Genomic DNA, 15,115 nt, shown 5'->3' on the forward strand with positions numbered 1-15,115 from the left:
TCACCCCCGGATGCCGTGCTCTCGCGCGGTCTGCGGGTGCCCCAGGCTCTCGCGGGGGACGTCGACCGCCCGCGCCCAGCCGGGGCCCTCGACGACGATGCCGCGAGCGACGAGATCGTCGATGGCGGCATCCATCTCTCGGGCGATCTCCGGCGCCACCTCGTCGCCGACCACCATCGACACGATGACGCGGCACTGATCGTCCGCCGTTCGGGTGGTGAGGACGACGACCGCCTTCATCGACAGGGGGCCGACACGGGTGGTCAGCAGGGAGAGACCGGTCCCGGTGAAGAGCGCGTCGGCGACGGCGCCGCCACGCTCGTAGACGCTGAGGGCCTCCCCCGTCGCACTCGGGTTCGCGCGCGCCGCTCGCTCCGGTGCGGGATGCAGATGTGCGCGCTGCAGAGCCTGTTCGAACGCCCGCCGAGCGGCGTCCTGAACGTCCTGCGATACGTGCACCGTGCAGGAGAGGGCGATCCGGTGGCGCGCCGCACTCGTCTCGGACGCTCCCGGTGGCCGGTCGGCATCGTGCACCCGCCCAGCGTATGCAGCAGCGACGAGAACCGCATGCGACGGCATGCGATCTTGGGGGCGGGGTGGCGGTGCCGGTAGCCTGGGCCCATGGCTGACCTGCGTCTCGTCGAACTGTCCGCCGCCACGATCGTGGCCGTGAACACCCTGTCGCTCAAGCCCGGGCAGGAGCAGTTCCTCGCTCCGGTCAGCTACGGGATCGCCGCGACCGTCAGCAACCCGCAGACGTCGTGGCAGCGCGTCGTGCTCGACGGCGACGAGGTCGTCGGCTTCGTCAGCGCGAACTTCGACCCCGAGGCGCACGAGGAGCACTTCCGCTCGGTGCTGTGGCGCATCAACGTCGACGCCGACGAGCAGGGTCGCGGTGTCGGCAGCTACGCCATCGCCGCCGTGCTCGAAGAGGCCCGCGGGCGCGGCATGGACCACGTCGACGTCATCTACGAGCCCGGCGTCGGCGGCCCCGAGGCCTTCTTCCAGCGCGTGGGGTTCGAGCCCGTCGGCGAGACGGAGTACGGCGAGGTCATCGCCCGCGCACGGGTGTAGAACCCGGCGCGGGCGCGGCGTCGGGTTTGCGCGGCGCTGCGTTGGCGTTGCAACAGATTCGGATTCAGGCAACAGATTCGGATCTGTATCGGCTTCGTCGTCCGTATCTGTTGTAGCGATCCGATTCTGTTTAATCGCCACTCCTCCTCCCCAGGATGCGGATCGACGGTCCCCTGCACATCTGCCCCGGCTCGGCGCATCCTCCTCTGCTCGGTGGAGCAGGGTGGGCGCATGGACATCGCCGAGTGGGTGACAGCGCGCGGCGGCATCGTGCACCGTCAGCAGATCCTGGATGCCGGGATCCCGGCCAGTCGACTGCGCGCAACCATCACGCGGGGCGAGGTCGACCGAGTCAGGCGATACTGGGTTACGACGAAGAACGCCCCCGCCGCTCTCGTCGGCGCCGCCCAGGCTTCCGGCAGGCTCGCATGCGTCAGCGCCGCCTCCGTGCGTGGCTGGTGGATCCCCGAGGGAGTCGATTCGTCGCTTCACGTCGCGGTGAAACCTGACGGCCACGCTCCACCGGCGCACGTCGTCACGCACTGGTCGGCTCCTCTCGTGCCGTTGCCCGCACATCACCTCATCGAGTCGGTTCCCGACTGTCTCGAGCACGTCGCAAGCTGTCTTCCGTTCGAGCAGGCCCTGATCGTGTGGGAATCGGCGCTGCGGCACGAACGCCTGCACCCCGACGCCGTCGCGAAGATGTCATGGCGGACTCCCGCATCGAGGCGATTGGCCTCCATCGCGACGGGGCGGTCGGACTCCGGGCTCGAGACGATCTTCGTGGTGCGCCTGTCCCCCTGGGGCGTGTCGGTGCGCCAGCAGGTGCTCATCGCTGGCCACCGCGTCGATGTTCTGATCGGTGACCGTCTCGTCGTTCAGCTCGACGGTTTCGCCTATCACTCGACTCCTCAGGACCGGCAGCGCGATCTCGCCCACGATCGCGAGTTGATCGCCCGCGGCTACACCGTGCTGCGCTTCAGCTATCGCGACGTGGTGACGGACTGGGCCAGCGTGGAGCGCACGCTCTCGACGGTGATCGCTCAGGGGCTGCATCTCGCGCGATGACCGGGAGGAAGCGGCACCACCCCGTCTCGCGGAGGCCAACGGATGCGGATGAGTGCAACGGATTCGGACGCTTCGGGTCTGCCGATCCGAATCTGGTGCAAACCTCCGAATTCGTTGCCCGCGCGGCGTGCGGCCGTGCGAAGTGCGAGCAGGCCCCGCGCCGCTCCGCGGCCGGCGGGATCACCCCATGCACGCGAACAGATTCGGCGCCAAGCAACGGATTCGGGGCAGAATCAGCATTGCATCCGAATCCCCTGCACTCGTCCGAATCCGCTGGCGACCCGGACGGCGGGGCGGCCCCCGGTGGGCCCGCAGGAACACGGATGCCACGCCCCCGAGGGAACGTGGCATCCGGTGTGCACTGCCGGTCAGACGAGGGACTCGCGCCAGGCGGCGTGCAGTTGGGCGAACTTGCCCGTCCCCGCGATGAGCGCGGCGGGAGTGTCGTCCTCGATGATGCGGCCGTGCTCCATCACCAGGACGCGGTCGGCGATCGCCACCGTGGACAGGCGGTGGGCGATGATGATGGCCGTGCGGTCGGCGAGGAGCGTCTGCAGCGCGTTCTGGATCTGGCGCTCGCTCGGGATGTCGAGCGAAGCCGTGGCCTCGTCGAGGATCAGAACGGCCGGGTCTGCCAGGAACGCGCGGGCGAACGAGATCAGCTGACGCTGACCCGCCGAGACGCGGCCACCGCGCTTGTTCACGTCGGTGTCGTAGCCGTCGGGCAGCTTCGAGATGAACGCGTCGGCCCCCACAGCGCGGGCGGCGGCGCGGATCTCGTCCATCGTGGCATCGGGCTTTCCGAGGGCGATGTTGTCGGCCACGGTTCCGCTGAACAGGTAGGCCTCCTGCGTGACCATGACGATCGCGCGACGCAGATCTTTCGGGTGCAGACGGCGCAGGTCGACGTCGTCGAGGGTCACGGCCCCCTTCGAGGGGTCGTAGAACCGCGAGACCAGCTTCGCCAGCGTCGATTTTCCGGCACCCGTCGTACCGACGAGGGCGACCGTCTGCCCGGCCGGGAGGTCGAGCGAGAAGTGCGGCAGGATGACGCGGTCGTCGGAGTACCCGAAGGTCACATCGTCGAAGCGCACGTGGCCCTTCGCGGTCCACAGGTCGACGGGGTCGGTCGGGTCGGGAACCGTCGGCTCCTCTTCCAGAACCCCCGAGACCTTCTCGAGCGCCGCTGTCGCCGATTGGTAGGAGTTGAGGAAGAAGGCGACTTCCTGCAGAGGCGAGAAGAAGTTGCGCACATACAGCACCGCCGCGGTGAGCACGCCGATCTCGAGGGGCCCGGCGATCACACGGCCGCCGCCCCAGAGCAGAACGACGGCGACCGAGACCGCGGCGACCGCCATGATCCCGGGCTCGAAGGTGCCGAAGAGCTTGATCGAGCGCATGTTGACGTCGCGGTAGTCGGCGGCGAGCTTGCCGAACTCCTGGTCGTTGCGGGGTTCTTTGCGGAACGCCTTGACGGCGCGGATGCCGGTCATCGACTCGACGAACTTCACGATCACCTGCGCGCTGATCACGCGCGATTCGCGGTAGATGACCTGCGAGCGCGAGTAGAACCAACGCATGAGCAGGTACATCGGGATCCCCATGACGGTCAGGATCAGACCCGACTGCCAGTCGATGAGGAACAGGGCGCCGAGGGTGAACAGTCCGTAGAGGACACCCGAGACGAGTTCGTTCAGACCGCCGTCGAGCAACTCGCGGATCGTGTCGAGGTCGCTCGTCTGACGCGAGATGATGCGGCCCGAGGTGTAGGACTCGTGGAACTCGAGGCTCAGCTTCTGCGTGTGCAGGAAGATGCGCTTGCGGAGGTCGAGCATGACGGCCTGGGTGAGGCGCGCAGCGACGACCACGTACCACCCGATGAGGACGGCACCGCCGATGCCCGCGAGCAGGTACACGCCGACGACGCCGATGGTCGGCATCCAGTCCGATCGCTCGATGACGGCCGGCAGGGCGTTGTCGATGCCGAAGGCGATCAGCGCGGGCCCGGCGACGCGCAGAGCGGTCGACACGACGAGAACGGCACCGGCCAGGACGAGCTGCCAGCGCAGGGGGGACACGAGCGTGCCGAGGAGGCGCAGCGAACGCTGGCGGATCGACCGGCTCTCATCGCGCGTGTAATCGGAGCGGTCTTCGCCGCTGGTTCCGGAGACGGTGGCGGTGCTCATCGGGTCGCCTCCTTATCGGCGAGGGCATCGTCGGTGATGACGGGGATGGCCCCGGTGCGGGCTTCGCGTTCGGCCTGTTCGGCCTCTTCGAGACTCGAGATCACGTAACGGTAGTGGTCGCTTTCGCGCAGCAGATCGGAGTGCGTGCCGACCGCGGTGATGCGCCCCTCTTCCAGAAGGGCGACCCGGTCGGCGAGGGTGACCGTCGACGGGCGGTGCGCGACGACCAGGGCGGTCGTCTCGCTGAGGACCTCTCGCAGGGCGTCCTCGACGAGCGCCTCGGTGTCGACATCGAGAGCCGACAGCGGATCGTCGAGCACGAGCACGGCCGGGCGCGCGGCGACGGCACGCGCGAGGGCGAGACGCTGACGCTGTCCGCCGGAGAGGCTGAGCCCCTCTTCACCGATGACGGTGTCGAGTCCGTCGGGCAGGTCGTAGACGAACTGGGCCTGGGCGACCTGCAGTGCTTCGCGCAGGATCTCGTCGGCTTCGTCCGAACCGGGCGTCAGGTCTTCTCGACCCAGCAGCACGTTGTCGCGCACAGTCTGCGAGAACAGCGTCGCGTCTTCGAACGCCATACCGACGTGACGCCGCAGTTCGGCGAGCGTGAGGTCGCGCACATCGACGCCGTCGATCAGCACGCGTCCGCCGGTGACGTCGTACAGGCGGCCGGGGAGGGTCGTCAGCGTCGTCTTGCCCGAACCTGTCAGGCCCACGAGCGCCATCGTCTCGCCCGGGTGCAGCACCAGGTCGACTCCGTCGAGCAGGTCGCGCTCGGTGTCCGCGGCATCCTGGTACCGGAAATGGGCGTTCTCGAAGGTGAGCTCCCCGCGGGGTTCACCGATGCTGCGCGGGTTCTCGGGATCGACGATGGTGTTCTGCTCGTCGAACACCTCGAAGATGCGGTCGGTCGCCGTGCGCGCGTCGAGCAGGAACGAGAAGAGGAAGCCGATCGACTCCATCGGCCACCGCAGCACGGTCGCCATCGCGAAGAACGCGACGAGCTCCGGCACCTGCAGCTGACCCAGCTGCGTCAGGACGATGCCCGCGCCCAGGCAGACCGCGAATGCGATGTCGGGCAGCAGCACCAGCCAGAACCAGATCCATCCGACCGCGCGGGCCTTGTCGATCTCGGTCTCGCGCAGCGACTCCGCCTGGCGGGTGAACTTCTTCAGGGCGTGCGCACCGCGGCCGAAAGCCTTGAGGACGCGAATACCGTGGACGCTCTCTTCCACGGACGTGGCGAGGTCTCCGGCCTGGTCCTGGCTCTGGCGGGTCAGCGCGCCGTAGCGCTTCTCGAAGCGGAATCCGACATAGATCACGGGCGCCGAGGTGACGAGGAACAGCGCGCCGAGCAGCCAGTGCCAGCGGAAGAGCAGGACGGCGCCGATGGCGATCGTCAGCATGTTGACGACGAGGAGGATGACGCCGAAGGCCAGCCAGCGGCGGAGCATGCTGATGTCCTGCATCATGCGCGAGAGCAACTGACCGGATTGCCACCGGTCGTGGAACGCGACCGGCAGGCGCTGCAAGCGCGAGTAGAAGGACTGGCGGAGGTCGTATTCGACCTTGGTCGCCGGCGCGAGCACGAACCAGCGCCGCAGCCACACCATCGCGGCCTCGGCGAGACCGAGCGCGAGCACGGCGAGCGACCCCCACACCAGGGCAGCGGGATCGAGCGAGGCGATGGGGCCGGCGACGATCTGCTCGAGAACCAGCGGGATCGCGAGCGCCAGGAGGCTCGCAATGAGGGCGGTCACGGCACCCGCGATGAGACGCGGGAGCACCGGCCGGGCGATGGGGAGAAGCCGCGCGAGCGCGCGCGGTGTCGAAAGACGGGGCGGAGGCGAAGAGGGAGTCATGATCCTCGTGGGGTCGAAGCGGGCGCCGGGATCGGGCGCGGAAAGGGATGCCCGGGGGGGCGCGACGACATTCGTCGATCGGGGCGGAGCGGAGCGCCGGAGCGCGGACGCGGAGCCCTAGGGGCGTCGGCCGAGTCGTGCAGCGGCGGAGGGCGCGGCGGCAACCGGTGCGACGGGGGCGTCGATCTGGTCCATGGCATCCTCCTTGTTCGGTGAAGCTTCCGCGGGGGGACGGCAGCCCTCCAGAATATCCCTGAGAAAACGCTGGAGGCAAGAGCGTCTTGTGACGACGGGCCGATCAGACGGCGGATTCGCGTTCCAGCAAGCTTTCTTTGACATGCGTGCCCCAGGCGAAACCGCCCATCGTCCCGTCGCCACGCAGCACGCGGTGACAGGGCACGAAGAGCGCCACCGCGTTTCGGGCGCAGATGGAAGCCGCTGCCCGCACGGCCGACGGCGAGCCGAGCGCCGCGGCGAAGCCCGTGTAGGTGAGGGGCGTGCCCACCGCGATCGCGCGCAGCGCCTCCCACCCGGCGAGCTGGAGGGGCGTCCCCCACTGCGAGACCACCACGGAGTCGATCGCGGCGACGTCGCCGCCGTAGTACCTGCGCACGGCCTCGGCCGCCGAAGTGTCGCCCGCGCGAATGTCGGTGGGACGCCGTTCGGGGCGAAGTCGCGCAAGGACGGCCTCGGTGTCGTCGGTCCAGCCGGACACGAGCACCCGATCGGCCTCATCGGCGAGGATCGCGAACGGCCCGTCGGGGGTCTCGACGAACTGGAGGGTGGCAGCGGTCATGCGAGGTTCTCGCTCTCTGTCTCGGGGGCGGGTGAGGAGGGCAGGACGATGTCGGCGCGGAGGCGGGGGCCTCGCCGGCGGGCCGGCGCCGCGGAGACCACCGCCGCGGACTCCGCCGGCGCGCGCCAGGCCTGCGTCACCGGTGCGGCGTACCAGTAGTGCGCCATCGCGTAACTGCGCCACGGAGCCAGTCGCTGGGACCAGCTCGTGAAACCTGCCGGATCGGAGGGCAGGCCGAGGGCCGCCGCACCGGCGCGGGCCGCCACGTCTCCGGGGAGGAGGACGTCCGGATCGCCGAGCACGCGCATCCGCACGTAGTCGGCGGTCCACGGACCGATCCCCCGCATCGACAGGAGCCGCTCCCGTTGCTCGGCGCCGTCATCGCCGGCGCCGAGCTCGAGGCTGCCGTCGGCCAGTGCCGCCGCGGTCTCGACGATCGCCCGCATGCGTGCGGCGGGGCCACGCAAGACTTCGAGCCCGCGCTCGGCGATCAGGGCAGGCGAGGGGAAGAGCGTGAACGGCCGGGGACCGACGGCGGTCTGCTCGCCGAGTTCGGCGGTCAAACGCCCCTGCATCGTCCGAGCCGAGGCGACGCTGATCTGCTGCCCGATCATGGCGCGGAGCAGCATCTCGCCGGAATCGATCGCCCCGGGCACCCTGACGCCCGGAATCGCGGCGACGGCGGGGGCGAGCTCGGGATGCCGGGCGAGGGCCTCGTCGATCGCGAGCGGATCGGCGTCGAGGTCGAACAGCCGCCGGACCCGGGCGATGAGAGTACCCAGGTCGGCCAGCGCTGAAAGCCGGGCGCGCAGGCGGAGACGTCCGTCGTCGGCGAGGCGCACCTCGAACCACGCCGGCCCCGCCGGAAGACGCGCGACCCGCGCGAACGAACGGTCGTCGCCCTCTTCGACACCGGGGATCGCGTGGGCCCTCATCCATCCGAACAGACCGATCGTGTCGATGGGGCCGCGAACGGGGAGAGCGAGGTCGATCTCGCCCGCCGAGGCTTCGACTCCCGAGTCGGGCGAGCGCCGCGCGCGGAGGTCGCGCGGCGGCATGCCGAACACCTCCCCGATGGTGTCGGTGAACTGTCGGACGCTCGAGAACCCGGCCGAGAAAGCGACGTCAGCCGACGACAGATCGGTGCCGACGAGCAACGCGCGGGCCGTGTGGGCCCGGTGGGCACGGGCGAGGGAGAGAGGACCGGCCCCCAGCTCCGCGGTGAGCAGGCGCGTGAGATGACGCGAGGAATAGCCCAATCGGCGGGCGAGTCCCGGAACCCCTTCGCGATCGACGACGCCGTCGGCGATGAGACGCATGGCGCGCGCCACGACGTCACCGCGGACGTCCCACAGGGGCGAACCGGGGGCAGCCTCGGGCAGACACCTCTTGCAGGCGCGGTAACCCGCTTCGTGCGCGGCCGCCGAGGTGGCGTAGAACGTGACGTTCTCTTCTTTGGGCGTGCGCGCGGGGCAGCTCGGACGACAGTAGATGCGCGTGGACCGGACCGCGGTGACGAACTGCCCGTCGAAGCGGCGGTCGCGCGATTGGATCACGCGATAGCGCTCGGCGAAGCCCGGAAGCTCGGAGACGGTGGTGGTCATGGCATCCACCCTGCCATCGACCTCCGACATCGGCTGGCGGAAATCGGACACGGCCGTGGGTCCCGTTTCGACCATCCGTCCTGCTCGCCCCGTCGAGGCGCAACCCCCGTGCGATGTCGGAGGTCGTCGGTAGCGTGAGCACCATGAGCGAACGCGAATACGACCTCATCGTCATCGGCGCCGGCCCCGTCGGCGAGAACGTGGCCGACCGAGCCGTGCAAGCGGGTCTCACGGCGGCCATCGTCGAGTCCGAACTCGTCGGGGGCGAGTGCTCGTACTGGGCGTGCATGCCCTCGAAGGCTCTGCTGCGCAGCGCCGCCGCCCTCCGCGCCGCTCGCGACGTCGACGGCGCCACGCAGGCCGTCACCGGCGACCTCGACGTCGCCGCGGTGCTGCGTCGACGCGACACCATGACCAGCCACTACGACGACTCCGGTCAGGTCGAGTGGCTGCAGGGCGCGGGCATCGACCTCGTCCGCGGACACGGCAGACTCACCGGAGAGAAGACCGTGCGCGTCACCGCCGACGACGGCTCGACCACCGACCTCGTCGCGCGCCACGCGGTCGCCGTGTGCACCGGGTCGGCGGCGCTCCTGCCCGACATCCCGGGCCTGGCCGACACCTCGCCATGGACCAGCCGCGAAGCCACCGCGGTCGAGCAGATCCCCGCATCTCTCGCGATCATCGGCGGCGGAGTCGTCGGTGCCGAGATGGCGACCGCGTTCCAGAGCCTCGGCTCCGCGGTCACCATCGTCGCGCGCTCGGGCCTTCTCGGCGGCAACGAGCCGTTCGCCGGCGAACTCGTGGCCGACTCCCTCCGCGACCGCGGGGTCACGGTCAAGACGGGCGTCGACACAACCTCCGCGCGCCGCGACGACGATGGCCGCGTCACGCTCGAGCTCTCCGACGGCACGGCGGTCACGGCCGACGAGGTGCTCGTCGCGATCGGTCGCACGCCCCGTACGCAGGACCTGGGGCTGGATGCCGTGGGCCTGACCGCCGGAGACTGGCTCGATGTGGACGACACCCTCCTGGTCCGCGGGTTCGACTGGCTCTATGCGGTCGGCGACGTCAACCACCGCGCGCTGCTGACCCACCAGGGCAAGTACCAGGCCCGCGCTGCGGGAGACGTCATCGCGGCTCGTGCGAAGGGCGACGAGGTCGACGACGCTCCCTGGGGCGCTCACGTCGCCACCGCCGACCACGACGCCGTCCCGCAGGTGACGTTCACCGATCCCGAAGTGGCGTCGGTGGGTCTCACCGCGAAGCAGGCGGAAGAGAAGGGGCTGAACGCCAAGGTGCTCGACTACGACCTCGCGAGCATCGCCGGGTCGAGCGAGCAGTCCGACGCCTACGTCGGCAAGGCCCGCGCGATCGTCGATCTCGACCGGGGCGTGCTGGTCGGCGCCACCTTCGTCGGGCCCGACATCGCCGAACTCCTGCACTCCGCCACGGTGGCGATCGTCGGCGAGGTGCCGGTGAAGCGGCTCTGGCACGCGGTGCCCTCGTATCCGACCGTCAGCGAGGTGTGGCTGCGCCTGCTCGAGACGCTCGGGCGCGATTCCGCGTGAGACGGGGCATTCGCACCCGAGGTGCCCGCGCGGCAACGGCGTAGAGTCACCTCATGTCCCGCACCGTCGCCTTCCTCCGCGGTGTCGGCGGCCCCACGGCACTGAAGATGTCCGCGCTGCGCGAGGTGTTGGCATCCGCGGGTCTGGGTGAGGTCGACACGCTCCAGGTGGCCGGCAATGTCGTGCTCGACGACGGCGGACGCTCCCCCCGCGAGGTCGCGGATCGGGTGCGCGGCGCCGTGCGCGAGGCCTTCGGGTTCGATCTCCCGGTCATCGTGCGCACCCATGCCGAGCTCGCGGACGCGCACGCTCGGAACCCTTTCGCCGATGCCGCCGAAGGACGGTGGGTGCAGACGGTGTTCCTCGCCGACCCCCCGGCCCCGGGAGCGTCGCTCGATGTGCCGGCGGACTTTCCTGAAGAGGCGGTGCTCGACGGCTGCGAGGTGTTCGTGCGGTATCCCGAGGGCATCGGCGGCTCGAAGCTGCAGGCCGGCTGGTTCGAGAAACGCCTCGGCGTGACGGGCACCGCGCGCAACGCGAACACGGTGGCCACGCTCGTCGCGATGAGCGCCTGACGCAGCGAGACGCGGGCGGAGCTCTCCCCGCCCCGGCGGTCTGCCCCGTCATCGCGCTCCTGCCTGGGCCGTCCCTCGCGCCCGCCGCCGCGCTGCCATAAACGCTGATCGCGCGCATAAACGCGTGGTCATCGCGTTTATGCGCGCGATCAGCGTTTATGCGTGAGTATCCGGACGCCCAGCCTCCTCGACAGCTCGGAGAACCCCGCACACGCGCCCCGCCCCCGCACGCGCGCCCCGGCCCCGCACACGCGCCCCGCCCCTGCACGCGCGCCCCGGCCCCGCACACGCGCCCCACCCCTGCACGCGCGCCCCGCCCACGCGCCCCGCCCCCGCACACGCGACGACGCCGCCGCAACCGAAGCTGCGACGGCGTCGAACGCACCGAGCGGGCTCAGTGGAAGAAGTGACGCTCTCCCGTGAAGAACATCGTGACGCCGGCGGCGCGCGCGGCGTCGACGACCTCGGCATCCCGAACCGACCCGCCGGGCTGGATGATCGCCGTGATCCCGGCGTCGATCAGCACCTGCGGGCCGTCGGCGAACGGGAAGAAAGCGTCGGATGCCGCGATAGAGCCGGCAGCGCGGTCACCGGCGCGCTCGACCGCGAGGCGGCAGGAGTCGACGCGGTTGACCTGGCCCATGCCGATGCCGACCGTGGCCGAACCCTTCGCGAGCACGATCGCGTTCGACTTCACCGCGCGGCACGACTTCCACGCGAAGATGAGGCTCTCCATGTCCTCGTCGGCGGGACGCTCACCCGAGACGAGCTCCCAGTTCTTCGCCACCGACTCGATGTCGTCGGGGAACCGGTCGGCGTCCTGCAGCAGCAGGCCACCCGAGACGAGGCGCACGTCCATACGCTCCTGCTGCCAGTCGGCCGGCAGGCGCAGCACGCGCAGGTTCTTCTTGAGCTTGAACACCTCGAGCGCCTCGGGCTCGAAGTCGGGGGCGATGATGACCTCGGTGAAGATGTCACGCAGGTTCTCGGCCATCTTGAGCGTGACCGTGCGGTTCGCGGCGATCACACCGCCGAAGGCCGAGACGGGGTCGCACTCGTGCGCGCGCAGGTGCGCCGAGGCGATCGGGTCGAGGGCGTTCGGGGCCGCGACCGCGATACCGCAGGGGTTCGCGTGCTTGATGATCGCCACGGCCGGCTTGACCATGTCGAAGGCGGCGCGCAGGGCCGCATCGGCGTCGACGTAGTTGTTGTACGACATCTCTTTGCCCTGCAGCTGCGTCGCCTGGGCGATGCCATGTCCGCCGACGCGCGTGTAGATCGCGGCGCGCTGGTGCGAGTTCTCGCCATAGCGCAGGGTCGACAGGCGCTCGGCCTGGATGGTCAGGTGCGCGGGGAGGTCGATGTCGTCGGCGAGGGTGCCCTCGGCGAACCACGTCGACACGGCGGTGTCGTAGGCGGCCGTGTGCGAGAAGGCGCGCGCCGCGAGCTCGCGACGCTGCACGAGATTCGTCCCCCCGTTCGTCTGCAGAGCCTGGATGATGGCGGGATACGACTCGGGCGAGACGACGATGGCCACGTTCGCGTGGTTCTTCGCCGATGCACGCACCATGGCGGGGCCGCCGATGTCGATCTGCTCCACGACGTCGTCGCCCTCGGCACCGGATGCCACCGTCTCGACGAACGGGTAGAGGTTCACGACCACGAGTTCGAAGGGGCGGATGTCGAGCTGCTCGAGCTGCGCCTCGTGCGAGGCCAGGCGCAGGTCGGCGAGCAGACCCGCGTGCACGCTCGGGTGGAGGGTCTTGACGCGCCCGTCGAGCGACTCGGGGAAGCCCGTGACGGCCGAGACGTCGGTGACGTCGTAGCCGGCATCGCGAAGCAGCGTGGCCGAGCCACCGGTCGAGACGATCTCGACTCCGGCGGCGGCGAGGGCTGCGCCGAGTTCGAGCAGACCGGTCTTGTCGCTCACCGACACCAGCGCTCGGCGGATCGGGACGACGTCGCGGGGGCGGTAGTCGGCGGGGTCGTGGCGGGGTCCGGCCATGGCGTTCGGCTCCTGTGTCTCGAGTCGGGTTCGGGTGCGTGACGGGCCGGCGCCCGTCGAGCGGGTCAGGCGGTTCGGGATGCCGTGGCGGCGAGGTCGAGCTCACCCTCGGCGATCCGACGGACGACGTCGATGAGCAGACGTCGCTCGACGGGCTTGATGCGTTCGTGCAGGGAGTCCTCGTCGTCGCCGGGAAGCACGGGGATGCGTTCCTGCGCGAGGATCGGGCCGGTGTCGACGCCGGAGTCGACGACGATCACGCTCGCTCCGGTCTGATCGACGCCCGCGGCGAGGGCATCGCGCACCCCGTGCGCTCCGGGGAATTCCGGCAGGTACGCGGGGTGGGTGTTGATGATGCGCGGTTCCCACTCGGCGACGAGGTCCGCGGGCAGCAGGCGCATCATGCCGCTGAGCACGACCAGGTCGGGATTCCACACGGCGAGCTGCGCACCGAGCTCGGCGCCCCACTCCTCGCGGGACGCGAACGCCCCGAAGGGAACGAGGAAGGTCGGGATGCCGAAGTGCTCGGCGTAGGCGAAGCCGTCGGCCTCGCGATCGGCGCCGACCGCGATCACGCGCGCCGGGAACCCGGGGGCCGAGGCCGCCTCGAGCAGGGCGCGGAGGTTCGAGCCGGCGCCGGAGATGAGGACGGCGACCGTGAGCACGCGCTCAGTCTACGCAGGTGCGTCCGCGCGCGCGGGCCCCTCGGGACCGGCAGCACCACTCGGACACCGCGTCCGGGCGCCACTGTCCGGCCGCCCCGATCGCGCCCGGTTCAGCTCGTGCCGTCGGGCTCGCCGCCGTGCTCCGACCAGGCCGCGCGGATGCGCGCGCGCACCTCGTCGTCGCTGAGCTCGCCGCTCGAACCCGCCGCGGGGGTCTCGGAAACGGGCGGCGCGGAAACGGCCGGCACGGGCGAAGAGAATGCGCCGAGAGCACTCCCCCGCGCCCCGAGTCCGGTGTCGGTGGCGACGGCATCCGGGTCACGGTACGCGCTCGGCCACACGTCGTGCGGGATCCCCGCCCCGGTGGGCGACCCCGTGGGGGTCGGGCCCGTCCCGTGCTCGTCGCGGTCGAAGGGCACGTGCTCGCGCGCGGCGTACGAGAAGCCGCGCTCATCGGGCTCCTCGTGCCGCTCGTCGCCCTCGTCCCCACCGAGACGCGGGCTGAGCAGCAGGATCGCCAGGCCCACGAGCACCTCGAGCCCGAGGGTCAGGGCGAGCGGCCCCGGCTGCGGGCCCGTGTCGGCGAGGCGTCCTGGGCCGATCGACCCCGACGAGACGACGGCCGCGAGCGCCCCCACTCCCCCGGTGAGCACCGCGACCACGACGGCCAGGACCAGTCGGGGCGCGAGCGGCTCGGGGCCGGCGGTGACCGGCATCCGGGATCGCAGGATCCACCCGGTGAGCGCCCCCACGGCGACCGGCAGCAGCACGAGCAGCAGCAGCCACGACGAGGTCGAATCGGGCACCGCGCCCAGCACCGGGATGCCGGGAAGCGCACCGACCTGCGTCGCCGCGGGGGTGACCGCGGTGTCGGTGCCGAGGGCGAAGCCGGGTCCGGCGGCGAACGACACGGCCCACAGCACGAGTGTGGGCAGGTAGAGGAGCTGGCCGAGGGCGATGACGGTCGCACCGACGCCGTCGGCGTTACTCGCCTGGTACAGCCCGATCACCTGCGAAGCGCGGGCGATCAGCCCCGCCAGCACGACCACGGCGCCCACCGAGACGAGCCCGAGGGTCGCGATGGCGAGTCCGCGCAGGGCGAGTCCCGGAACGGACGCCCAGGTCGACGGCATCCGTTCGATCCATCCGCGCACGGCGTCGACAGGGCCGTCGTCGCCGACGCGCCACGCGCCCGCGATGGCACCGATGAGCGAGGGCACGAGGAAGACCAGTGACGGCAGCAGGATCGCGAGCCAGGTCTCGGATGTCACGAGCGAGGCCTGCGAGGTGAGCGCGATGCCCGCGGAGAGCGCCGCGAAGACGAGCGAGCCTGACAGCCACCCGGTGAGACCGGAGCCCGCCTCGGCGGCGCGGGAACCCGAGCGGGCGGCGAAGAGGCCGGTGAAGGCGGCGAAGGCGAGGGGCGCGAGCGAGAGCGTGAAGGTCGCGAAGCTCGGGTCGATGCCGGTCGCGGCGAGGTACGCGTCGGGCAGGGTGATGGTCACCGGCACGAGGTGGCCGAGGTGCCAGACCGCGGCCGACGCGGGCCAGAGCGCGCCCCAGTCGGGATCGCCGATGCCGAAGACCCAGAGCAGCGCGAGCGGCGCGAGCACCACCGCGATACCGCCCGCGGCAGCCAGGACGGCGTCGAGGGCGGCGAGGAGAGCGATGAGGAGGCGATGCATGGGCAAAGGAACCCTACCCGCGTC

The 15,115-nt window shown here is 70.8% G+C and carries 12 protein-coding genes; 4 read left to right on the forward strand and 8 right to left on the reverse strand.

All coding sequences use genetic code 11. The features are described from left to right. The gene (locus tag DEU35_RS03030; protein WP_147301818.1) at positions 1-534 is read right to left on the reverse strand and encodes a hypothetical protein; all 534 of its coding nucleotides are present in this window, start codon (positions 532-534) and stop codon (positions 1-3) included. Between the two features lie 87 nt (positions 535-621). Here DEU35_RS03030 and DEU35_RS03035 point away from each other — a divergent pair, with 87 nt between their 5' ends. Beyond that, positions 622-1,074, forward strand: coding sequence for a GNAT family N-acetyltransferase (locus DEU35_RS03035; protein ID WP_116238571.1), 453 nt, complete (start codon positions 622-624; stop codon positions 1,072-1,074). 231 nt (positions 1,075-1,305) lie between these two features. After that, on the forward strand, positions 1,306-2,142 hold the full coding sequence (locus DEU35_RS03040) for a DUF559 domain-containing protein (RefSeq protein WP_116238572.1): 837 nt from the start codon (positions 1,306-1,308) through the stop codon (positions 2,140-2,142). Between the two features lie 368 nt (positions 2,143-2,510). Here the strand turns inward: DEU35_RS03040 and DEU35_RS03045 are convergent, their stop codons facing one another. The 4 genes from DEU35_RS03045 to DEU35_RS03060 all read right to left on the reverse strand — a co-directional run bounded on the left by DEU35_RS03045 (position 2,511) and on the right by DEU35_RS03060 (position 8,590). Further along, positions 2,511-4,328 carry an ABC transporter ATP-binding protein gene (locus DEU35_RS03045; protein ID WP_103206602.1) on the reverse strand — a complete coding sequence of 606 codons (1,818 nt, stop codon included), beginning with the start codon at positions 4,326-4,328 and terminating at the stop codon, positions 2,511-2,513. After that, positions 4,325-6,190, reverse strand: a complete 1,866-nt coding sequence (locus tag DEU35_RS03050; RefSeq protein WP_116238573.1) for an ABC transporter ATP-binding protein — start codon at positions 6,188-6,190, stop codon at positions 4,325-4,327. Before DEU35_RS03050 ends, DEU35_RS03045 begins: the two co-directional genes overlap by 4 nt. A 298-nt stretch (positions 6,191-6,488) precedes the next feature. Beyond that, on the reverse strand, positions 6,489-6,986 hold the full coding sequence (locus tag DEU35_RS03055; RefSeq protein ID WP_116238574.1) for a methylated-DNA--[protein]-cysteine S-methyltransferase: 498 nt from the start codon (positions 6,984-6,986) through the stop codon (positions 6,489-6,491). Then, positions 6,983-8,590, reverse strand: coding sequence for an AlkA N-terminal domain-containing protein (locus tag DEU35_RS03060; RefSeq protein ID WP_116238896.1), 1,608 nt, complete (start codon positions 8,588-8,590; stop codon positions 6,983-6,985). The genes DEU35_RS03055 and DEU35_RS03060 overlap by 4 nt, the downstream gene beginning before the upstream one ends. A 143-nt stretch (positions 8,591-8,733) precedes the next feature. Between DEU35_RS03060 and DEU35_RS03065 the strand changes: the two genes are divergently transcribed. Both DEU35_RS03065 and DEU35_RS03070 read left to right on the forward strand, forming a co-directional pair. Continuing rightward, positions 8,734-10,161 carry an NAD(P)/FAD-dependent oxidoreductase gene (locus DEU35_RS03065; RefSeq protein WP_116238895.1) on the forward strand — a complete coding sequence of 476 codons (1,428 nt, stop codon included), beginning with the start codon at positions 8,734-8,736 and terminating at the stop codon, positions 10,159-10,161. Positions 10,162-10,214: 53 nt separating this feature from the next. Next, a complete protein-coding gene (locus DEU35_RS03070) occupies positions 10,215-10,736 on the forward strand; it encodes a DUF1697 domain-containing protein (protein ID WP_103206605.1) in 522 nt (173 codons plus the stop codon). 394 nt (positions 10,737-11,130) lie between these two features. Here the strand turns inward: DEU35_RS03070 and purH are convergent, their stop codons facing one another. The 3 genes from purH to DEU35_RS03085 form a co-directional block, all read right to left on the reverse strand. Further along, positions 11,131-12,741 (reverse strand): bifunctional phosphoribosylaminoimidazolecarboxamide formyltransferase/IMP cyclohydrolase, encoded by a 1,611-nt coding sequence (gene purH, locus DEU35_RS03075; protein WP_116238575.1) that lies wholly within the window; start codon positions 12,739-12,741, stop codon positions 11,131-11,133. A gap of 65 nt (positions 12,742-12,806) precedes the next feature. Continuing rightward, positions 12,807-13,406 carry a phosphoribosylglycinamide formyltransferase gene (gene purN / locus DEU35_RS03080; RefSeq protein ID WP_116238576.1) on the reverse strand — a complete coding sequence of 200 codons (600 nt, stop codon included), beginning with the start codon at positions 13,404-13,406 and terminating at the stop codon, positions 12,807-12,809. A 110-nt stretch (positions 13,407-13,516) separates the two neighbouring features. Continuing rightward, the gene (locus tag DEU35_RS03085; RefSeq protein WP_181904555.1) at positions 13,517-15,091 is read right to left on the reverse strand and encodes a DUF6350 family protein; all 1,575 of its coding nucleotides are present in this window, start codon (positions 15,089-15,091) and stop codon (positions 13,517-13,519) included. Between the last annotated feature and the right edge of the window lie 24 nt (positions 15,092-15,115).

The organism is Microbacterium sp. AG157 (assembly GCF_003385695.1).
Classification (GTDB): domain Bacteria; phylum Actinomycetota; class Actinomycetes; order Actinomycetales; family Microbacteriaceae; genus Microbacterium; species Microbacterium testaceum.

What these genes read in the sequence shown, in the direction of transcription:
- purH (WP_116238575.1), bottom strand. Translation starts at nt 12,741, where the DNA reads ATGGCCGGACCCCGCCACGACCCCGCCGACTACCGCCCCCGCGACGTC.
- DEU35_RS03045 (WP_103206602.1), bottom strand. Translation starts at nt 4,328, where the DNA reads ATGAGCACCGCCACCGTCTCCGGAACCAGCGGCGAAGACCGCTCCGAT.
- DEU35_RS03050 (WP_116238573.1), bottom strand. Translation starts at nt 6,190, where the DNA reads ATGACTCCCTCTTCGCCTCCGCCCCGTCTTTCGACACCGCGCGCGCTC.
- DEU35_RS03085 (WP_181904555.1), bottom strand. Translation starts at nt 15,091, where the DNA reads ATGCATCGCCTCCTCATCGCTCTCCTCGCCGCCCTCGACGCCGTCCTG.
- DEU35_RS03065 (WP_116238895.1), top strand. Translation starts at nt 8,734, where the DNA reads ATGAGCGAACGCGAATACGACCTCATCGTCATCGGCGCCGGCCCCGTC.
- DEU35_RS03040 (WP_116238572.1), top strand. Translation starts at nt 1,306, where the DNA reads ATGGACATCGCCGAGTGGGTGACAGCGCGCGGCGGCATCGTGCACCGT.
- DEU35_RS03055 (WP_116238574.1), bottom strand. Translation starts at nt 6,986, where the DNA reads ATGACCGCTGCCACCCTCCAGTTCGTCGAGACCCCCGACGGGCCGTTC.
- DEU35_RS03070 (WP_103206605.1), top strand. Translation starts at nt 10,215, where the DNA reads ATGTCCCGCACCGTCGCCTTCCTCCGCGGTGTCGGCGGCCCCACGGCA.
- DEU35_RS03060 (WP_116238896.1), bottom strand. Translation starts at nt 8,590, where the DNA reads ATGACCACCACCGTCTCCGAGCTTCCGGGCTTCGCCGAGCGCTATCGC.
- DEU35_RS03035 (WP_116238571.1), top strand. Translation starts at nt 622, where the DNA reads ATGGCTGACCTGCGTCTCGTCGAACTGTCCGCCGCCACGATCGTGGCC.